Annotated in this window: 16 protein-coding genes; 9 read left to right on the plus strand and 7 right to left on the minus strand. The window is 60.8% G+C overall.

Going from position 1 to position 21,177, the window contains the following annotated elements:
* Positions 1–139 precede the first annotated feature (139 nt).
* The 6 genes from lepA to pdxJ all read left to right on the plus strand — a co-directional run bounded on the left by lepA (position 140) and on the right by pdxJ (position 6,212).
* Positions 140–1,939, plus strand: a complete 1,800-nt coding sequence (gene lepA / locus JIO00_RS05415) for a translation elongation factor 4 (protein ID WP_042932348.1) — start codon at positions 140–142, stop codon at positions 1,937–1,939.
* Positions 1,940–1,944: 5 nt separating this feature from the next.
* Positions 1,945–2,799 (plus strand): signal peptidase I, encoded by an 855-nt coding sequence (gene lepB, locus JIO00_RS05420; protein ID WP_010463058.1) that lies wholly within the window; start codon positions 1,945–1,947, stop codon positions 2,797–2,799.
* Between the two features lie 184 nt (positions 2,800–2,983).
* Positions 2,984–3,673 carry a ribonuclease III gene (gene rnc / locus JIO00_RS05425; protein WP_010463056.1) on the plus strand — a complete coding sequence of 230 codons (690 nt, stop codon included), beginning with the start codon at positions 2,984–2,986 and terminating at the stop codon, positions 3,671–3,673.
* Positions 3,666–4,568 carry a GTPase Era gene (gene era / locus JIO00_RS05430; protein WP_010463054.1) on the plus strand — a complete coding sequence of 301 codons (903 nt, stop codon included), beginning with the start codon at positions 3,666–3,668 and terminating at the stop codon, positions 4,566–4,568. The genes rnc and era overlap by 8 nt, the downstream gene beginning before the upstream one ends.
* Before the next feature lie 166 nt (positions 4,569–4,734).
* Complete coding sequence (gene recO / locus JIO00_RS05435) at positions 4,735–5,418, plus strand: DNA repair protein RecO (RefSeq protein WP_200667771.1); 684 nt, start codon at positions 4,735–4,737, stop codon at positions 5,416–5,418.
* 47 nt (positions 5,419–5,465) lie between these two features.
* Positions 5,466–6,212, plus strand: coding sequence for a pyridoxine 5'-phosphate synthase (gene pdxJ, locus JIO00_RS05440; protein WP_010463049.1), 747 nt, complete (start codon positions 5,466–5,468; stop codon positions 6,210–6,212).
* Positions 6,213–6,341: 129 nt separating this feature from the next.
* Here the strand turns inward: pdxJ and mltF are convergent, their stop codons facing one another.
* Positions 6,342–7,802, minus strand: coding sequence for a membrane-bound lytic murein transglycosylase MltF (gene mltF / locus JIO00_RS05445; protein WP_010463047.1), 1,461 nt, complete (start codon positions 7,800–7,802; stop codon positions 6,342–6,344).
* Between the two features lie 274 nt (positions 7,803–8,076).
* On the opposite strand from mltF, the gene purL reads away from it, so the two are divergent.
* From purL to JIO00_RS05460, 3 genes are all read left to right on the plus strand, one after another.
* The gene (purL, locus tag JIO00_RS05450; protein WP_077748283.1) at positions 8,077–11,973 is read left to right on the plus strand and encodes a phosphoribosylformylglycinamidine synthase; all 3,897 of its coding nucleotides are present in this window, start codon (positions 8,077–8,079) and stop codon (positions 11,971–11,973) included.
* A 5-nt stretch (positions 11,974–11,978) separates the two neighbouring features.
* A complete protein-coding gene (locus JIO00_RS05455) occupies positions 11,979–12,290 on the plus strand; it encodes a Nif3-like dinuclear metal center hexameric protein (protein WP_102595436.1) in 312 nt (103 codons plus the stop codon).
* A gap of 300 nt (positions 12,291–12,590) precedes the next feature.
* Positions 12,591–12,875, plus strand: a complete 285-nt coding sequence (locus JIO00_RS05460; RefSeq protein WP_200667772.1) for a hypothetical protein — start codon at positions 12,591–12,593, stop codon at positions 12,873–12,875.
* A 133-nt stretch (positions 12,876–13,008) separates the two neighbouring features.
* Here JIO00_RS05460 and nagE read toward each other — a convergent pair whose 3' ends face one another.
* From nagE to JIO00_RS05490, 6 genes are all read right to left on the minus strand, one after another.
* Positions 13,009–14,724 (minus strand): N-acetylglucosamine-specific PTS transporter subunit IIBC, encoded by a 1,716-nt coding sequence (gene nagE / locus JIO00_RS05465; RefSeq protein WP_200667774.1) that lies wholly within the window; start codon positions 14,722–14,724, stop codon positions 13,009–13,011.
* A 46-nt stretch (positions 14,725–14,770) separates the two neighbouring features.
* Positions 14,771–17,287 carry a phosphoenolpyruvate--protein phosphotransferase gene (gene ptsP, locus JIO00_RS05470; RefSeq protein WP_200667776.1) on the minus strand — a complete coding sequence of 839 codons (2,517 nt, stop codon included), beginning with the start codon at positions 17,285–17,287 and terminating at the stop codon, positions 14,771–14,773.
* Between the two features lie 35 nt (positions 17,288–17,322).
* Positions 17,323–18,333 carry an SIS domain-containing protein gene (locus JIO00_RS05475; RefSeq protein ID WP_010463037.1) on the minus strand — a complete coding sequence of 337 codons (1,011 nt, stop codon included), beginning with the start codon at positions 18,331–18,333 and terminating at the stop codon, positions 17,323–17,325.
* A complete protein-coding gene (nagA, locus tag JIO00_RS05480) occupies positions 18,326–19,432 on the minus strand; it encodes an N-acetylglucosamine-6-phosphate deacetylase (protein ID WP_200667777.1) in 1,107 nt (368 codons plus the stop codon). Before nagA ends, JIO00_RS05475 begins: the two co-directional genes overlap by 8 nt.
* Positions 19,433–19,463: 31 nt before the next feature.
* A complete protein-coding gene (locus JIO00_RS05485; RefSeq protein WP_010463034.1) occupies positions 19,464–20,195 on the minus strand; it encodes a GntR family transcriptional regulator in 732 nt (243 codons plus the stop codon).
* 445 nt (positions 20,196–20,640) lie between these two features.
* Positions 20,641–21,144, minus strand: a complete 504-nt coding sequence (locus JIO00_RS05490) for a L,D-transpeptidase family protein (protein WP_083374948.1) — start codon at positions 21,142–21,144, stop codon at positions 20,641–20,643.
* Positions 21,145–21,177: the final 33 nt, after the last annotated feature.

Genomic DNA, 21,177 nt, shown 5'->3' on the forward strand with positions numbered 1-21,177 from the left:
AAAACGCCCCTGTCGCAAGACCGGGGCGTTTTTGTAGGTGCCGTCTGACCTGCGAACGTGACGCTTGCGCCGTGGATCAGGTACAATTCCCGGCTATTTTTCGGCGGGCTATGCCTGCAGCCTTTTTGAGTGTTGATCCGTGAGTGATTTGAGTCATATCCGCAATTTCTCCATCATCGCCCACATTGACCATGGCAAGTCGACGCTGGCCGATCGCTTCATCCAGATGTGCGGCGGCCTTGCCGAGCGCGAAATGGAAGCCCAGGTGCTGGACTCCATGGACCTGGAACGTGAACGCGGGATCACCATCAAGGCCCACAGCGTCACCCTGTATTACACCGCTCGCGATGGCATCAAGTACCAGCTGAACTTCATTGACACCCCGGGCCACGTTGACTTCACCTACGAAGTCAGCCGGTCGCTGGCGGCCTGTGAAGGCGCGTTGCTGGTGGTCGATGCCGGTCAGGGCGTTGAAGCGCAGTCTGTAGCCAACTGCTACACGGCGATCGAGCAGGGCCTGGAAGTCATGCCGGTCCTGAACAAGATCGACCTGCCGCAGGCCGATCCGGACCGCGTCAAAGAAGAAATCGAAAAAATCATCGGCATCGATGCCACCGATGCGGTCGAGTGCAGTGCCAAGACCGGCCTGGGCGTCGACGAAGTGCTCGAACGCCTGGTTCACACCATTCCTGCGCCGACCGGCAACTACGAAGATCCGCTGCAAGCGTTGATCATCGACTCCTGGTTCGACAACTACTTGGGCGTCGTTTCCCTGGTCCGCGTGCGTCACGGTCGTGTGAAGAAGGGCGACAAGATCCTGGTCAAGTCCACCGGCAAGATCCACCTGGTGGACAGCGTCGGTGTCTTCAACCCGAAACACACCGCCACCGTTGACCTGAAAGCCGGCGAAGTGGGCTTCATCATTGCCGGCATCAAGGACATTCACGGTGCACCGGTCGGTGACACCCTGACCTTGAGCTCCACGCCGGACGTTGACGTGCTGCCAGGCTTCAAACGTATCCAGCCGCAGGTCTATGCCGGCCTGTTCCCGGTCAGCTCCGACGACTTCGAAGATTTCCGTGAAGCCCTGCAAAAGCTCACGCTCAACGATTCGTCCCTGCAGTACACCCCGGAAAGCTCCGACGCTCTGGGCTTCGGCTTCCGTTGCGGGTTCCTCGGCATGCTGCACATGGAAATCATCCAGGAGCGCCTGGAGCGCGAGTACGACCTGGACCTGATCACCACGGCGCCGACCGTAATTTTCGAGCTGTTGCTGAAAACCGGTGAAACGATTTACGTCGATAACCCGTCGAAGCTTCCAGACCTGTCCTCGATCGAAGACATGCGTGAACCAATCGTGCGGGCCAATATTCTTGTGCCGCAAGAGCACCTGGGCAACGTCATTACCCTGTGCATCGAGAAGCGTGGCGTGCAGCACGACATGCTGTTCCTCGGTACGCAGGTCCAGGTGACCTACGATTTGCCGATGAACGAAGTGGTCCTGGACTTCTTCGACCGTCTGAAGTCCACCAGCCGCGGCTATGCTTCGCTGGATTATCATTTCGATCGTTACCAGTCGGCTAATCTGGTGAAACTGGATGTGCTGATCAACGGTGACAAGGTCGACGCCCTGGCGCTGATCGTGCACAAGGATAACGCGCACTACAAAGGTCGCCAGTTGACCGAGAAGATGAAAGAACTGATTCCGCGCCAGATGTTCGACGTCGCGATCCAGGCCGCCATTGGCGGGCAGATCATTGCGCGGACCTCCGTCAAGGCACTCAGAAAGAACGTATTGGCCAAATGCTACGGCGGTGACGTTAGCCGTAAGAAAAAACTGCTTGAAAAGCAAAAGGCCGGTAAGAAACGCATGAAGCAAGTCGGCAACGTGGAAATTCCACAAGAAGCCTTCCTTGCGGTGCTCAGGTTGGATAGTTAGGTCCTATGTCACTAAATTTCCCGCTGTTGCTGGTCATCGCCGTGTTCGTCTGCGGCCTGTTGGCGTTGCTCGATCTGTTGTTCCTGGCGCCTCGGCGCCGGGCTGCCATCAACTCCTATCAGGGGAGTGTCAGCCAGGCTGACATGGTGGTCGTCGAGAAACTGAACAAAGAGCCGCTGCTGGTCGAATACGGCAAGTCGTTCTTCCCGGTGTTGTTCATCGTGCTGGTGCTGCGTTCGTTCCTGGTGGAGCCGTTCCAGATTCCTTCCGGCTCGATGAAACCGACCCTGGACGTCGGCGACTTCATTCTGGTGAACAAGTTTTCTTACGGGATCCGCTTGCCGGTGATCGACAAGAAAGTCATCGAAGTCGGTGATCCGCAGCGCGGCGATGTGATGGTGTTCCGCTACCCGAGCGATCCGAACGTCAACTACATCAAGCGTGTGGTGGGCCTGCCGGGTGACCAGATTCGCTACACCGCCGACAAGCGTCTGTTCGTCAACGGTGAATCGATTGCCGAACAACTGGTCGGCTCCGAGCCGGGCACGTTGGGCAGTGCCGAGCTCTACAAGGAAAAACTCGGTGTCGCCGAGCACCTGATTCGCAAGGAGATGAGCCGCTATCGCGCATCGCCGGACCGTTCATGGACCGTGCCGGCCGGGCATTACTTCATGATGGGCGACAACCGCGACAACTCCAACGACAGTCGCTACTGGGACGATCCGAGCATTCCCAAGGATCTGCTGGGCATGGTTCCCGACAAGAATATCGTCGGCAAGGCCTTCGCAGTCTGGATGAGCTGGCCGGAACCCAAACTCAGTCACCTGCCGAATTTCTCGCGGGTTGGCCTGATCAAGTAATCACGCACGGCGCTGTTGAACACAGCGCCGAATGCATTTCTGGAGTCGGCACAATCGGCGCCAGAGGCATGAAAACAACGATATTCAGGACGTAATTTTTGAACACAGCGTTAATTGTCCCAAGCCTGCGTCGTATCACGGCCATGGCGGTGGAATCCAGCCACGAACTCAGCGTGGGTAAACCGTGAGCGTCTCCTTAAGCCGTCTAGAGCGTCAGCTCGGCTACACCTTCAAGGATCAGGAGCTGATGGTCCTGGCCCTGACTCACCGCAGTTTTGCCGGGCGCAACAACGAACGCCTGGAATTCCTCGGTGATGCCATCCTCAACTTCGTCGCTGGCGAGGCGCTGTTCGATCGCTTCCCGCTGGCCCGTGAAGGCCAGTTGTCGCGTTTGCGCGCACGTCTGGTGAAAGGTGAGACGCTGGCCGTACTGGCCCGCGGTTTCGATCTGGGCGAATACCTGCGCCTGGGCTCCGGTGAGTTGAAAAGCGGCGGGTTCCGTCGCGAGTCGATTCTGGCCGATGCCCTCGAAGCGTTGATCGGTGCGATCTACCTGGACGCTGGCATGGACATGGCGCGCGAACGCGTGCTGGCCTGGCTGGCCGGTGAGTTCGAAGGCCTGACGCTGGTCGACACCAACAAAGATCCAAAAACCCGCCTGCAGGAATTCCTGCAATCGCGTGGGTGCGAGCTGCCGCGTTACGAAGTGGTGGATATCCAGGGTGAGCCGCATTGCCGGACGTTCTTCGTCGAATGTGAAATCACCTTACTGAATGAAAAAAGCCGAGGTCAGGGTGTGAGTCGTCGTATTGCCGAACAGGTAGCGGCCGCCGCAGCACTGATTGCCCTGGGTGTGGAGAATGGCAATGACTGATTCAACTGCAACTCGCTGTGGCTATGTTGCCATCGTCGGCCGTCCCAACGTGGGCAAGTCCACGCTGCTGAACCACATCCTGGGTCAGAAACTGGCGATCACCTCGCGCAAGCCGCAAACCACCCGCCATAACATGCTGGGCATCAAGACCGAAGGCGCCATCCAGGCCGTCTACGTCGACACCCCGGGCATGCACAAGGGCGGCGAAAAGGCCCTGAACCGCTACATGAACAAGACCGCCTCGGCGGCGTTGAAAGACGTCGACGTGGTGATCTTCGTGGTGGATCGCACCAAGTGGACCGACGAAGACCAGATGGTCCTCGAGCGCGTCCAGTACGTGACCGGCCCGCTGATCGTGGCGCTGAACAAGACCGATCGCATCGAAGACAAAGCCGAACTGATGCCGCACCTGAGCTGGTTGCAGGAGCAGCTGCCGAACGCGCAGATCATGCCGATCTCGGCCCAGCACGGGCACAACCTCGAAGCGCTGGAGCGGGTGATTGCCGGTTACCTGCCGGAAAACGATCACTTCTTCCCGGAAGACCAGATCACCGACCGCAGCAGCCGTTTCCTCGCCGCAGAACTGGTGCGCGAGAAAATCATGCGCCAGATGGGCGCCGAACTGCCGTACCAGATCACCGTCGAAATCGAAGAGTTCAAGCAGCAGGGCAAAACCCTGCACATCCATGCCTTGATCCTTGTCGAGCGTGACGGCCAGAAGAAAATCATCATTGGCGACAAGGGCGAGCGCATCAAACGCATCGGCACCGAGGCGCGCAAGGATATGGAATTGCTGTTCGACTCCAAGATCATGCTTAACCTGTGGGTGAAAGTGAAAGGCGGCTGGTCCGACGACGAGCGCGCATTGCGTTCGCTGGGCTACGGCGACCTGTAACACCGGATCCAGATACACCGAAGAACCCCTGTGGGAGCGAGCCTGCTCGCGATGAGGACCTGAAATTCAACATCACTGTTGACTGGCAGACCGCAATCGCGAGCAGGCTCGCTCCCACATTGGTTTCTGGTTGTTTATAAGATCGCGTTTCTTCATTGAGAACTCCATGTCCCAGCCCATTGGCCAACCCGCCTACGTCCTCCACTCCCGCGCCTACCGCGAAAGCAGCGCGTTGGTGGACTTCCTCACGCCGCAAGGTCGGCTACGGGCGGTGTTGCGCAGCGCGCGGGGCAAGGCCGGGACATTGGCGCGGCCCTTCGTGCCGCTGGAAGTGGAGTTTCGCGGGCGGGGCGAGCTGAAGAACGTTGGGCGAATGGAAGCCGCCGGTGTTTCAACCTGGCTCAACGGCGAGGCGCTGTTCAGCGGCCTCTACCTCAACGAACTGCTGATCCGCTTGCTGCCCGCCGAAGACCCGCACCCAGGCGTGTTTGATCACTACGCTGCGACGTTGCTGGCGCTGGCCGAAGGCCGACCGCTGGAGCCGTTGCTGCGATCCTTCGAGTGGCGCCTGCTCGACGATCTCGGTTACGGTTTTGCCCTGACCAGCGACATCCACGGCGAGCCCATTGCTCCGGACGGTCTGTATCGTTTGCAAGTGGATGCTGGCCTGGAGCAGGTCTATCTGCTGCAACCCGGTCTGTTCAACGGCACCGAGCTGTTGGCCATGGCTGAGGCTGACTGGACCGCACCCGGTGCGCTGTCCGCCGCCAAGCGTCTGATGCGTCAGGCATTGGCTGTTCACTTGGGCGGTCGTCCGCTGGTCAGTCGCGAGCTGTTTCGCAAGCCGTAGTCTCCCCGTATGCTGTGCGCCGAATCTTTAAATTCAGGAGCGCTTCCGTGACCACCAGCAATCGCATTCTTCTTGGCGTGAACATCGACCACGTTGCCACTCTGCGTCAGGCCCGGGGCACTCGTTACCCGGATCCGGTCAAGGCAGCGCTGGACGCGGAAGAGGCGGGGGCTGACGGCATCACCGTGCACCTGCGCGAAGACCGTCGACACATCCAGGAACGCGACGTGCTGTTGCTAAAGGATGTACTGCAAACCCGCATGAATTTCGAAATGGGCGTCACCGAAGAAATGATGGTGTTCGCTGAGCGCATCCGCCCGGCGCACATTTGCCTGGTCCCGGAAACCCGTCAGGAACTGACCACCGAAGGTGGCTTGGACGTGGCAGGGCAAGAGGCGCGGATCAAGGCGGCGGTGGATCGCCTGTCGAAGATTGGCTGTGAGGTGTCGCTGTTCATCGATGCAGACGAGCGGCAGATCGAAGCGTCCCGTCGTGTGGGTGCGCCGGCTATCGAGTTGCACACCGGTCGTTATGCCGACGCCGAGACACCGACCGACGTGGCGCAAGAGCTGAAGCGTGTGGCGGATGGCGTAGCGTTTGGCCTGGCTCAGGGGCTGATCGTCAATGCCGGCCACGGCCTGCATTATCACAACGTTGAAGCGGTGGCCGCGATCAAGGGCATCAACGAACTGAACATCGGCCATGCGCTGGTGGCGCATGCGTTGTTTGTCGGGTTCAAGTCGGCGGTGTCCGAGATGAAAGCAATGATCTTGGCTGCGGCCTTGAAGGGCTGAGACCGAGGTGCTGCCTTCGCGGGCAAGCCTCGCTCCTACAGGTCCGTGTTGTGCCGCAACTTTGCATACGACACCGGCCCTGTAGGAGCGAGGCTTGCCCGCGAAGGCGTCCTCAAAAGCAACCCAGATTTAAAGCTGCGGGGTTTCCTGATTCGGCTTGGTCTTGTCGACCCCTGGCACATGCAGGTTGCCTTCAGCCACCTGATTGCCTTCAAGCTGTGGCTGCGTGACCCACGTCAGGATGTCGTAGTAACGACGGATGTTCGCCACGAAGTGCACCGGCTCGCCGCCCCGGGCGTAGCCATAACGCGTCTTGCTGTACCACTTCTTCTCTGACAAGCGCGGCAGGATCTTCTTCACGTCCAGCCACTTGTCCGGGTTCAGGCCTTCTTTCGCCGCCAGTTTGCGCGCGTCATCCAGATGGCCGCTGCCGACGTTATAGGCCGCCAGTGCAAACCAGGTGCGATCCGGCTCCTGGATCGATTCGTCCAGCTGATCCTTCATGTAGGCCAGGTATTTGGCGCCGCCCATGATGCTTTGCTTGGGGTCGAGGCGATTGGATACGCCCATGGCCTGCGCGGTGTTCTGGGTCAGCATCATCAGCCCGCGAACGCCGGTCTTGGACGTGACCGCGGCTTGCCATAACGACTCCTGATAACCGACGGCCGCCAACAGGCGCCAGTCGACTTTCTCTTTCTTGGCGTAGGCCTTGAAGTGTTGCTCGTACTTGGGCAGGCGTTGCTGCAAGTGTTGTGCGAAGGTGGTGGCGCCCACGTAACCCAGTACGTCGACGTGCCCGTAATAGCGGTCCTTCAGGCGTTGCAAGGTGCCGTTTTTCTTCACCTTGTCGAGGTAGGCATTGATCTCGTTGAGCAAGCTGTTGTCGTCGCCAGCGGCCACCGCCCAGCTCTGGTTACTGGAGTCACCGAGGTCGAAGGCTACTCGCACGTTGGGGAAGTAGACCTGGTTCATCGCGACTTCGTTTGAATCGACCAGGGTCAGGTCGATCTGATCTTCATCGACCATCCGCAGCAAGTCGACGACTTCAACGGCGTCGGACTCTTCGTATTCAATGCCGGGGTATTTCTTTTTCAGCTCCGCCAATTGCTCGGCGTGGGTGCTGCCCTTGAGCACCATGATCTTCTTGCCGACCAGATCGCCAGCATCGGTCGGCCGCGATTGGCCGTTGCGGTAGATGACCTGTGGGGTGACTTCGAGATAGGAGTGGGAAAACCGCACCTGCTGTTTGCGTTTCTCGCTGCTGACCAGACCGGCAGCAGCCAGCACCGGGCCGTTAGGTTTGCCCACCTGATTGAACAGGTCGTCGAGGTTGTCGGCGGTCTCTATCTTGAGTTCCACCCCCAGATCGTCGGCGAAGCGCTTCACCAGCTCGTATTCGAAGCCGGTTTCACCGTTGCGATCCTGAAAGTAGGTGGCGGGGCTGTTTCGGGTAACCACCCGCAGCACACCATCCTCCTTTACGCGCTCCAGCGTGTTGGGTTTATCAACACAGCCACTGAGCATCAGGAAGAGTCCGGTTGCGATCAGCCATTTGGCGAACCGCGGACGCAAAGCCGTTGGGGAAAACATCTGCGCAGTATACGCAAAGGACCACGAGCGCCATATCTCGACAGCGAAGGGCTTGTCTGCTAGACAGCGTAAAACCCGCTTGGAGCCCGCAGGAATGGGCCCGAACGGTAATTTGTGACATAAAAAATAACCCTCGGCGAACCGCTGTTTAAGGTCCAAATGCCCGGCCCGACGTTCGGGTGCACCCGCGCGCACCGTTTCGGGTGATGTCGCGGGCGGTTTAGGCTAGAATGCACGGCCTCAAAGCACACCCCTTCCCGAGGCTGTCCCGAAGATGTTGATCCTGCGCGGCGCTCCTGCCCTTTCTGCCTTTCGCCACAGCAAACTCCTTGAGCAACTGAGCCAGAAGGTCCCGGCTGTCAGCGGCTTGTATGCTGAATTCGCTCACTTCGCCGAAGTCACCGGCGTCCTGACCGGCGACGAACAGCAGGTGCTCGCGCGCCTTCTGAAGTACGGCCCAAGTGTTCCGGTACAAGAGCCGACCGGTCGTCTGTTCCTGGTGTTGCCACGTTTCGGCACCATCTCGCCGTGGTCCAGCAAGGCCAGCGACATCGCTCGCAACTGCGGCCTGAGCAAGATCCAGCGTCTGGAACGCGGCATCGCGTTTTACGTGGCCGGTCAGTTCAGTGACGCCGACGCGCAACTGATTGCGGACGGTCTGCACGACCGCATGACTCAAATCGTGTTGGGCAACCTCGAACAAGCCGCCGGCCTGTTCAGCCACGCCGAGCCGAAACCGCTGACCGCGATTGACGTGCTGGGTGGCGGCCGCGCCGCGCTGGAAAAAGCCAACACCGAGCTGGGCCTGGCCCTCGCCGAAGACGAGATCGACTACCTGGTCAACGCCTTCGTCGGCTTGAAGCGCAATCCTCACGACATCGAACTGATGATGTTCGCCCAGGCGAACTCCGAGCACTGCCGTCACAAGATCTTCAACGCCAGTTGGGACATCGACGGTCAGAGCCAGGAAAAAAGCCTGTTCGGCATGATCAAGAATACCTACGTGATGCACAGCGAAGGCGTTCTGTCGGCTTATAAGGACAACGCTTCGGTGATCGTCGGTAACGTCGCCGGCCGTTTCTTCCCGGACCCTGAAACCCGCCAGTACGGTGCGGTGCAGGAACCGGTGCACATCTTGATGAAAGTCGAAACCCACAACCACCCGACCGCGATTGCCCCGTTCCCGGGCGCGTCCACCGGCAGTGGCGGCGAGATTCGCGACGAAGGTGCTACCGGTCGTGGCGCCAAGCCAAAGGCCGGCCTGACCGGTTTCACCGTCTCCAACTTGCAGATCCCGGGCTTCGAACAGCCGTGGGAAGTGCCGTATGGCAAGCCTGAGCGCATCGTTACTGCGCTGGACATCATGATCGAAGGCCCACTGGGTGGCGCCGCGTTCAACAACGAATTCGGCCGTCCAGCCCTGACCGGTTACTTCCGTACCTTCGAACAGTCGATCACCACCCCGCGTGGCGACGAAGTTCGCGGTTACCACAAGCCGATCATGCTGGCCGGCGGTATGGGTAACATCCGTGCCGAACACGTACAGAAAGGCGAGATCACCGTTGGCTCCAAGCTGATCGTCCTCGGCGGCCCGGCAATGCTCATCGGCCTGGGCGGCGGCGCCGCTTCCTCCATGGCCACCGGCACCAGCTCGGCAGACCTGGACTTCGCTTCCGTACAGCGCGAAAACCCTGAGATGGAACGTCGCTGCCAGGAAGTCATCGACCGTTGCTGGCAACTGGGCGACAAAAACCCGATCAGCTTTATCCACGACGTCGGCGCGGGTGGTCTGTCCAACGCCTTCCCGGAACTGGTCAACGATGGCGACCGTGGTGGCCGCTTCGAACTGCGCAACATTCCAAACGACGAGCCGGGCATGGCCCCGCACGAAATCTGGAGTAACGAATCCCAGGAACGCTACGTTCTGGCGGTCGGCCCGGCCGACTTCGAACGCTTCCAGGCGATCTGCGAACGTGAGCGTTGCCCGTTCGCCGTGGTTGGCGAAGCCACTGCTGAGCCGCAACTGACAGTCACCGACAGTCACTTCGGCAACAGCCCGGTGGACATGCCGCTGGAAGTGCTGCTGGGCAAAGCCCCGCGCATGCACCGTTCGGCCGTTCGTGAAAACGAACTGGGCGACGATTTCGATCCGTCGACCCTCGACATTGCCGACTGCGTCGAGCGCGTGCTGCATCACCCGGCCGTGGCGAGCAAAAGCTTCCTGATCACCATCGGCGACCGCACCATCACCGGCCTAGTGGCCCGTGACCAAATGGTTGGCCCGTGGCAGGTTCCGGTGGCTGACGTTGCCGTCACCGCCACCAGCTTCGACGTCTACACCGGTGAAGCCATGGCCATGGGCGAGCGTACTCCGCTGGCACTGCTGGACGCTCCGGCGTCGGGCCGCATGGCCATCGGCGAAACCCTGACCAACATTGCCGCTTCGCGCATCAACAAGATCTCCGACATCAAACTGTCGGCGAACTGGATGTCCGCTGCCGGTCACCCGGGTGAAGACGCGCGTCTGTACGACACCGTGAAAGCGGTCGGCATGGAGTTGTGCCCGGACCTGGGCATTACCATTCCGGTGGGCAAGGACTCCATGTCCATGGCCACGCGCTGGAACGACGAAGGCGTTGACAAGACCGTGACCTCGCCGATGTCCCTGATCGTGACCGGTTTCGCGCCAGTGGCTGACATCCGTCAGACCCTGACCCCGGAACTGCGCATGGACAAGGGCACCACCGACCTGATCCTGATCGACCTGGGCCGTGGCCAGAACCGCATGGGCGCCTCGATCCTGGCCCAGGTTCACGGCAAGCTCGGTTCGCAAGCGCCGGACGTCGATGATGCCGAAGACCTGAAAGCTTTCTTCGCCGTGATCCAAGGCCTCAATGCCGACGGTCACCTGCTGGCCTACCACGACCGTTCCGACGGTGGTCTGCTGACCAGCACCGTGGAAATGGCGTTCGCCGGTCACTGTGGCCTGAGCCTGAACCTCGACGGTCTGGCTGAAACCTCCGCCGACATCGCCGCGATCCTGTTCAACGAAGAACTGGGCGCCGTGATCCAGGTTCGCCAGGACGCCACGCCGGACATCCTCGCGCAGTTCAGCGCTGCCGGTCTGGGCGAGTGCGTGTCGGTGATCGGTCAGCCGATGAACAACGGCCAGATCAACATCACCTTCAACGGCGAAACCGTGTTCGAAGGTCAGCGTCGTTTGCTGCAACGTCAGTGGGCTGAAACCAGCTACCAGATCCAGCGTCTGCGTGATAACGCCGACTGCGCCGAGCAAGAGTTCGACGTGCTGCTGGAAGAAGACAACCCGGGCCTGAGCGTCAAGCTGAGCTACGACGTCAACCAGGACGTCGCCGCGCCTTACATCAAGAAAGGCATCCGCCCACAGGTTGCCGTGCTGCGTGAGCAGGGCGTCAACGGTCAGGTGGAAATGGCGGCCGCGTTCGACCGCGCCGGTTTCAACGCGATCGACGTGCACATGAGCGACATTCTGGCCGGCCGTGTCGACCTGAACGAGTTCAAGGGTCTGGTGGCTTGCGGCGGTTTCTCCTACGGCGACGTATTGGGTGCCGGTGAAGGCTGGGCCAAGTCCGCGCTGTTCAACAGCCGTGCTCGCGATGCGTTCCAGGGCTTCTTCGAACGCAACGACAGCTTCACCCTCGGCGTGTGCAACGGTTGCCAGATGATGTCCAACCTGCACGAGCTGATCCCGGGCAGCGAGTTCTGGCCGCACTTCGTGCGCAACCGCTCCGAGCAGTTCGAAGCGCGTGTGGCGATGGTTCAGGTCCAGGAGTCGAACTCGATCTTCCTGCAAGGCATGGCCGGTTCGCGCATGCCGATCGCCATCGCTCACGGTGAAGGTCATGCCGAGTTCGCCAGCGAAGAAGCGTTGCTGGAAGCCGATCTGTCGGGTTGCGTGGCGATGCGTTTCGTCGACAACCACGGCAAGGTCACCGAAAACTACCCGGCCAACCCGAACGGCTCGCCGCGCGGGATCACCGGTTTGACCAGCCGCGACGGTCGCGTAACGATCATGATGCCACACCCGGAACGCGTGTTCCGCGCTGTGCAGAACTCGTGGCGTTCGGAAGACTGGAACGAAGACGCTCCTTGGATGCGTATGTTCCGTAATGCGCGTGTCTGGGTGAACTAAGGGCTGTGTACAAGCTCAGTTTTTTTGTTCCGGCCAGCCATGTCGAGTTGGTCAAGAGTGCTGTATTCGCTGCCGGTGGTGGGCGGATCGGGGCTTATGATCATTGCGCGTGGCAGGTGCTTGGATTAGGCCAGTTTCGGCCTTTGGACGGCAGTCAGCCGTTTATCGGGGAAGCGGGGCAGGTCGAGCAGGTTGAGGAATGGAAGGTTGAGCTGGTGGTGGCGGATGAGTTGATCGTGGCCGTGGTGGCTGCGCTGAAACTCAGCCACCCCTATGAGACACCGGCTTATGAAGTGTGGCGGTTGGAGGATTTTTGATCTTCCTTTTGCTGTAAAAAACCCGTTGGTTTTCCAACGGGTTTTTTTTCATTCGCTAGATGCCGGCGCTTAAATTGCTCCTGCTGGCGAATCGAGTCTTTGAGCTCTCGAGCAATAGTAGCGGCGCAAAATGAAAAGGCCGGGCGACACCTTTGGCAGTCCGCTGGTTTTTGGTGTCCAGTGGGAGCTTTATACCTCCGGTCAGATAATCGTACATACCTGTTAGTTCTGACAGTTGTCGAAAATGGCGCACCACGATTTGATGGGCTTCCATAAATCAATTCTTAAAGGACTATTGCCATGGCTGTCGAAAATTCAATTTTAATACGTGATTCCAAAGGGAAAGAGATTGTTGAAGGAGCCCAAATCAAAGAGGGGGACGTTAAGTTTAGTGGTCAAACAAAGCCCTTTAGTCAAGTAAGCGTGTTCGATAATGGCCAACGAAGGTTTTCTTCAGAAGCCGGGCCGGATAATAGTTTTGGCACAGCCTTAATTCCTTTTAAAGCAGGAGCTCATACAGTCACTACCAAATTCGACCACTTAAATGAGGAGCAGAAGCTCTCTTTCACCGTGGTCTCTGATTGAAAAGGCTAGAAGCTGTCTGCTGCCTGAACAAAACACCGCAGACCTGACAGGTCAGCGGTGTTTTATTTTCCACTTTTTTAAACTATGACCAGGCAGCTCGGGATCGGTAGCGATGACGAGTGAACCTGTGGCATTAAACCTTGGCACTCACCTCACTACGATTAACCAACACCTCCAGCGCCCCACTCAAACTCGGCGCCTTGTCGCCAATCAGCAGGTGCCAGACACCACCGTCAAGCTGGCTGACCCCCTGACAACCCAGCGCCTTCAAATCACTCTCTGACAACGCTTTGCCATCCGCCAGGTGCAGTCGAATCCGGGTCATGGCCACGCAATCCATCTGCAGCACGTTGTCCCCACCGCCCAAGGCATCCAGCCATTGCTGCGCTTCTGCATTTGCCACCGCCGCAGGTTTCGGTGCATCGATCACCGCGGGAGGAGAGGACACCAGCGCACGACCCAGCGCCGGCATCGCCAGACGAATTTCATCGGCAATGCTGTCCGCCATCGGCCCAACCACCACTTGCAGGCTACCGCCCTTGCCAGGACGCACGACCGCCATCGCCCCCAGTGCTTTCAACTCGGCATCGTTGGCCTTGTTGCGATCCACCATGTCCAGCCGCAACCGCGTCGTACACGCGCCCACGGTAATCAGATTCTGCGCCCCACCCAGTGCCTTGATGTATGCCCCGGCTCGTTCATTCTCGGTGACCACAATCTTGTCACCCGTCGGCACCTCTTCACGCCCTGGCGTCTTGAGGTTGAAGCGGCGAATGCAGAAATCAAACACCCCGTAATAGACCACCGCATACGCCAAGCCTACCGGCACCACTAACCAGCCGTTGGTGGATTTCCCCCATCCGAGCACCATGTCGATGAAGCCGCCCGAGAAGGTGAAACCCAGGTGGATGTTCAGCGCATTGGTGATCGCCATCGACAACCCCGTCAGCAGCGCATGGAGCAAAAACAGAAACGGTGCGAGGAACATGAACGCAAATTCGATGGGTTCGGTGACGCCGGTCAGGAAGGAAGTCAGCGCCATCGACAGGAAGATCCCGCCCATGACTTTGCGGCGTTCCGGCAGGGCGTTGCGGTACATCGCCAGGCAGGCGGCGGGCAGGCCGAAGATCATCACCGGGAACATGCCGGTCATGAATTGGCCGCCCTTCGGATCACCGGCGAAGTAGCGCGACAGGTCGCCTGTGACCATGGCGCCCGTGGTCGGGTCGGTGAAGTTGCCGAAGACGAACCACGCCATGTTGTTGAGGATGTGGTGCAGGCCAGTGACGATCAGCAACCGGTTGAACACGCCGAAGACGAAGGCGCCGATGCTGCCGCTCTCCATCATCAGTGCGCCGAAACCGTTGATGCCGTGTTGGATCGGCGGCCAGATCAAACCGAAGATCACGCCCAGGCCGACGGCGGCGAAGCCGGTGACAATCGGCACGAAGCGCCGTCCGCCGAAGAACGCCAGGTACTCCGGCAGCTTGATGTCCTTGAAGCGGTTGTAGAGCGCGCCGGCCATCAAGCCGCTGACGATCCCGGCGAGCATGCCCATGTTGATGCTCGCATCCAACACCTTGAGCGTGGAGATCATCACCAGGTAACCAATCACCCCGGCGAGGCCTGCGGTGCCGTTGTTGTCCTTGGCGAAACCGACCGCGATGCCGATGGCGAAGATCATCGCCAGGTTGGCGAAGATCACCTGGCCGGCGTCATGGATGATGGCGATGTTCAGCAGGTCGGTGTCGCCCAGACGCAGCAACAGGCCGGCAATCGGCAGGATCGCGATCGGCAGCATCAACGCGCGGCCGAGACGTTGCAGGCCCTCGATGAAATATTGGTACATGGCGGTTCTCCCTGTGCTCTTTTTGTTTGAGAGGTGTTGTAGTTGTTCAGCTCAGAGGCCATTGCTGGTGACAGGCGTGACGCACCGCCCCGGCGCTGCTCAGCTTGAGCAGGTCGTGGCTGACGCTTCGGCATTGCGCGGCGTCGAGGTGGCGCACGCGATCCTTGATTTCACCGATCTGCACCGGGCTGACCGACAGCTCGCTGACGCCCAGGCCGATCAGGACCGGCGTGGCCAGCGGATCGGACGCGAGTGCGCCGCAGACGCCGACCCAACGGCTATGCACCGCCGCACCGGCGCAGGTCTGGGCGATCAGCCGCAGCAGGGCCGGGTGCATGGCGTCGACGCGCGAGGCGAGGCCGGCGTGGTCGCGGTCCATCGCCAGGGTGTATTGCGACAGATCGTTGGTGCCGATGGACAGGAAGTCCGCATGCTCTGCAAGCTGCTCGGCCAGCAGCGCAGCGGCCGGGACTTCGATCATCACCCCCAGCTCCGGGCGTTCATTTACCCCGAGTTCAAGGCACAACGCATCGAGGCGCTGGCGGATGTGCAGCAACTCATCGACCTCGGTCACCATCGGCAACAGGATCCGGCAGCGCGACAGCGGGCTGACGTGCAACAGTGCGCGCAGTTGCTGATCGAGTAATTCCGGCCGCACCTGAGCCAGGCGAATGCCGCGCAAGCCGAGCACCGGATTGGCTTCGACCGGCAATGGCAGGTAGTCGAGTTGCTTGTCGCCGCCAACGTCGATGGTTCGGATGATCACCGACTTGTCACCCATGGCGTCGAGCACGGCTTGATAGGCGAGGCGTTGCTCCTGTTCGTCCGGCGCGGTGTTGCGGTCGACAAACAGAAACTCGGTGCGCAGCAGACCGACGCCATCCGCGCCGTTGGCCAGCGCGTCTGCGGCTTCTGCGCTGGACGCGACATTGGCGGCGATTTCGATGTGCACGCCATCGCGTGTCAGTGCCGGGGTATGAGCCTGCGATTGTTGAAGCGCACGGCGTTGCTGATGATCGCGTTGCGCCTGATGCACGTCGGCCAGGCGTTCGGCCGTCGGCGCCCATTCGAGCCGACCACCGTCGGCGTCCAGCACCACCGCCTGGCCTTGTGCCTGATCCAGCAGCGCCGAACCCAGCGCCACCAGGCACGGCAAACCTTTACCCCGCGCCAGAATCGCGACGTGGGACGTCGCGCCACCCTCGGCCATGCACAACCCGGCGACCCCTTGCTCGCTCAGTTGCAGCAAGTCCGACGGCGTCAGCTCATGGGCGGCGACGATGGCGCCGGCCGGCACGTCGTAGTGCCAGGCTTCGCCGAGCAAGGCGCGCAGCACCCGTTGCTTGAGATCGCGCAGATCGTTGGCGCGTTCGGCCAGCAACGCGCTGCCGAGTTGTTGAAGGACGTCGCACTGCACGTCGATCGATTGGCTCCAGGCGTGCGTCGCGGCCATGCCTTGAGCGATGCAGGCGTTGGCCGCGTCCAGTAGCGCCGGGTCTTCGAGCAAGGCGAGGTGCGCGGTGAAAATCGCTTCTTCGTCAGTGTTTTTGTGTTTCCTGGCCTGGGCCAGGGTGTGCTCGATTTCGCCGCGCACGGAGGTCAGCGCGGTATCGAGGGCGTGCAGCTGTGGCTCGGGAGCGTGGTGGCCGGCATCCACCGGCAGGCTGATGGTATTCAAGCGAAACAAGGGGCCAGCGACCAGGCCGGGCGCGGCGCAAACGCCGTGCAGCACACCCGCTTCGGCAGTCCGAGTGCGTCGGGTGATCGGCGCAGGCGCAGCGGCATGGCTGTCTTCGGCCAACGCCGTGGACAAGGCGATCAGCAACGCTTGCAATGCCGCCTCGGCGTCCGGGCCCTGGCAGCTGACCTGAACCTCATCCTGCTCGCCGACGGCCAGGCTCATGAGCCCGATCAAGCTGTCACAGGTCGCCGATTTGCCAGCGAAATGCAGCTGCGATTTGCTCTTGAACCCTTGTGCGGTCTGACGAATCAGCGCAGCAGGGCGAGCATGCAGACCGCCACGATGAGCGATGCGCACGTGGCCGAAATGCGCTTCAGCCGAAAGGTCCGCCTCTGCCTGGGCGCCCGGCGCCGCCCGGCGAATGATGTGCAGCAGCGGGTCGCCGACTTTGACCGATTTCAGCGTGATGGGCCGCGCCTGAAACTCCTGGCTGTTGGTCAGGATCATCAGGCTGACCAGGCTTTTGCACTGCTGCGCGACCTTGTCCAGGTCGTAGCGCAGCAACGGTTGGCCATTGCTGACGCGGGCGCCTTCCTTGACCAGCATCGAGAAGCCTTCGCCCTGCAACTCGACGGTGTCGAGGCCCAGGTGCAGGAGCAATTCGGCACCGTTGTCGGCACGCAAGGTGACAGCGTGACCGCTACGGGCTACGTGCACCACGACGCCGGCGCAGGGGGCGTGAAGGGTGTCGTTCAGTGGATCGATAGCGATACCGTCGCCCATCGCGCCGCTGGCGAACACCGGGTCCGGGACTTTGGCGAGCGTGAGCACCGGACCGCTGAGCGGGGCGCTGAGGGTCAGCTCTTTATTGTTGTTATGCATGGCTCGGTCTCATCAGGAAATCGTTCGGGGCGGACTTAGTGCGTGCGCGTCACTTTGCTCAAATGCCGCGGCTGGTCCGGGTCCATGCCACGGGCCACGGCCAAACCGGCGGCCATGACGTAGAAACTCTGGATCGCCAGAATCGGGTCCAGGGCCGGGTGTTCGGCGCGGGTCAGCGTGAGGTCACGTTCGGCAATGTCATCTGGTGCCGCCAGCAGAACGCGAGCGCCGCGCTGGCGCATGTCGGCAGCAAGGCTCAGCAAACCGGCCTGCTCGGCACCCCGTGGAGCGAAGATCAGCAAGGGATAGTTCTCGTCGATCAATGCCATCGGGCCGTGACGCACTTCGGCGCTGCTGAAGGCTTCGGCCTGGATCGCCGAGGTTTCCTTGAACTTGAGGGCTGCTTCCTGAGCGATGGCAAAACCGGCACCGCGGCCGATTACCATCAAGCGTTGGCAATCGCGCAGGGCGTCGATGGCCAGGCTCCAATCCTGTTGCGCCGCCTCGCGCAGACCTTCCGGCAAGGCGTTGCCGGCTTCGAGCAATTCCACGTCTTCTTTCCAGTGGGCGATCAGACGGGCGCTGGCGCTGAGGGTGGCGATGAAACTCTTGGTGGCGGCAACGCTGCTTTCCGTTCCCGCGCACAGCGGCAGGCTGAATTCGCACGCGGCTTCCAGCGGCGAGCTTTCGGCGTTGACCAGGGCAATGCTCAGGGCCCCGCGTTTGCGTAACAGGCGCAGGCTGTTCACCAGATCCGGACTTTGCCCCGACTGCGAGAACGCGAACGCCACTTGGCCGCTGACCTTCAATGGTGCTTGCAGCATGGTCACCACCGACATCGGCAGCGACGCCACCGGGTAGCCCAGTTGCTGCATGGTCAGGTAGGCGAAGTAACTGGCGGCATGATCTGAACTGCCGCGAGCGACGGTCATCACGACTTGCGGCGGCTGACGGCGCAGGCGCCCGGCGATCTCGATCATCTGCGGGTCGAGTTGCTGCAGTTGGGCTTGCACGGCCTCGAACGAGGACAGCGCCTCTTCAAGCATTTTTGAAGTCAATGTCTTCTCCTTCGACCATGACGGCGGTGAGTGTGAGTGAGCGATCCAGTCGCACGCAGTCGGCCCAGCTGCCAGGTTGCAGGCGACCGCGTTCTTCGAGGCCGAGGTAATCGGCGGGGAATTGCGAAAGACGTTGCGACGCCTCGGCGATCGGCAGACCGATTTTCACCAGGTTGCGCAGGGCCTGATCCATGGTCAGTGTGCTGCCGGCCAGGGTGCCGTCGGGCAAGCGCACGCCGCCCAGGCACTTGGTGACCGTGTGGCTGCCGAGCTTGTATTCGCCGTCCGGCATGCCGGCGGCGGCGGTGGAATCGGTGACGCAATACAGGCACGGGATCGCGCGCAGGGCGACCCGCATGGCGCCGGGGTGCACGTGCAGCAAATCCGGGATCAGCTCCGCGTATTTGGCGTGGGCCAGCGCCGCACCGACGATGCCCGGCTCGCGGTGATGCAACGGGCTCATGGCGTTGTAGAGGTGAGTGAAACTGCTGGCGCCGGCCGCCAGCGCGGCGACGCCTTCCTCATAACTGCCGAGGGTGTGACCGATCTGCATGCGGATACCGCGTGCACTGAGGGTGCGGATCAAGGCATCGTGGCCGGCGATTTCCGGGGCGATGGTGATCACGCGGATCGGTGCCAGCGTGAGGTAGTCCTCGACTTCGGCCATCAGCGCGGTGTGGGCAAAGTTCGGCTGGGCGCCGAGTTTGCCGGGGTTGATGTACGGGCCTTCCAGGTGCACGCCGAGCACCCGGGCGCAGCCTTCCGGCCGCTGCTCGCAGAACTCGCCGACGGCTTTGAGCACGCTGGAAATCTCCTCCGGCGGCGCCGTCATGGTGGTCGCCAGCAGCGACGTGGTGCCGAAACGCACGTGGGTCTTGCTGATGGTTTCGAAGGCGGTTGCGCCTTCCATGATGTCTTTGCCGCCGCCGCCATGGACGTGCAGGTCGATGAAGCCGGGCAGCAGATAGGACAAGTCGTTGTCAGCCGGATCGCACGGCACGCCTTCGATGGACACGACCTTGCCGTGTTCGTGAATCAGCCGGCCGCGAACCCAGCCGTGGGCGGTGAGGATGTTGTCTTCGGACATGATCGGTTCTCGGTTTTAGCGGCGAAGCGGGTTATCGACGAAGCTCTGCAACAAAGTCGTAGTAGTCGTTGCGGCAGTAGGTGTCGGTGACTTCGATTGGCGTGTTGTCTTCCAGGTAGCCGACCCGGGTCATCAGCAGCATGGCGGTGCCGGGGGCGATGCCGACGAGGGCGGCGAATTCGTCCGAGGCGTTGATCGCCTGGATGTGCTGCAAGGCGCGGACGATCGGTTTGCCGATGCCGTCGAGGTATTCGTAGAGCGAATCGCCCACCGCTTGCGGCTTGGGAATGATCGAGGCGGGCAGGGTGCTCATCTCGATCGCCATCACCGTGTCGTCGGCTTTGCGCAGACGTTTGAGCCGCGCGACCTTGTCGTTGGGCGAGAGGCCGAGGCGGATCAGTTCTTCGTGGGTCGGCGGGGTGATCTCGCGTTCCAGCCATTGCGAGCCGGGAACGAAGCCCTTGAGGCGCAGCATCTCGCTGAAACCCGAGAGGCGCGACAGCGGTTGTTCCAGGCGCGGCGTGATGAACGTGCCGGAGCCTTGGTTGCGGCGGATCAGACCCTGTTCGAACAAGACTTCCAGTGCCTTGCGGGCAGTGACGCGGGAGATGCCCAGCAGCTCGCTGAGGTTGCGCTCCGAAGGCATGGCCTGCTCGGCTTTCCACTGCCCGGCATGGATCGCCGCTTCCAGATTGCGCGCCAGTTGCAGGTAGAGGGGCGTGGGCTGGGTGTCGTCAGGGCGTAGGGCCTGGAGGTCATTCATGTCAGGGATGTCCGATGCGGATATTGGAGTGTTGTGTTCCGCGAATGGCCGAAAATTAATACCACTTGAATACCATGTCAATGCCAGTACTTTGCCGTTGGCGTGGGAAAGGCGGCCCTGTTGAGTGCGGGAAATGGGGTTTGGTATCAAGTGGTATTAGAGGTGGGGGTTTTGAGCGCAAAGATCGCAGCCTGGGGTAACGCTTGCCGGGGAGATTGGTATCTTCCCGGCAGTCATTACTGCAGGCTGCGATCTTTTGAATTTATTTTTCGAGGAGCGACCGAAGGTAGCGCTAAGAAGAAGGACTCGGTGCTTTTGTGGCGAGGGAGCTTGCTCCCGTTGGGCTGCGAAGCAGTCCTGAAATCAGCGAATGCGGTGTCAGGTCATTTTTTGGGGCCGCTTCGCAGCCCAGCGGGAGCAAGCTCCCTCGCCACAGGTAAAGGGGTTACGGCCGAATCTCGATCATCGTGCCATCCGGCACCAGGCCCCAGACCTCACGCATGTCCATGTTGCGCATGGCAATGCAGCCGTCGGTCCAGTCCAGGGTGTGGAACAGGTCTTCCGGGTTTTCTTCGGTATCTGGTGTGCCATGGATCATGATCATGCTACCCGGATCGACGCCTTCACGCCGGGCGCGGGCAGCGTCGCTGATGTTGGGGTAGGAGATGTGCATCGACAGATTGAATTTATCGCTGACCTTGCGCCAGTCCAGCCAGTAAAAACCTTCAGGCGTGCGTCTATCGCCTTCCATCAGCTTTTGGCCTTTCGGATTTCTGCCCAGGGAAATGCGGTAGGTCTTGAGCGGCTTGCCGTCATTGATCAATTGCAATTGGTGGGCGGATTTGAGCACCAAAACTTTTTCGATGACTTTGCCGTTCAGGGTTTCCGCAACGGAAGCCTGTGACAGAGTGACGAACGACAAGCAAACCACGGCAAGCAACCAGCGCATTGAAACGATATCCCTGAAAGGTGTCGCGACTAT

Source organism: Pseudomonas sp. SW-3, from assembly GCF_016615645.1.
In the GTDB taxonomy this organism is placed as follows: domain Bacteria; phylum Pseudomonadota; class Gammaproteobacteria; order Pseudomonadales; family Pseudomonadaceae; genus Aquipseudomonas; species Aquipseudomonas mandelii.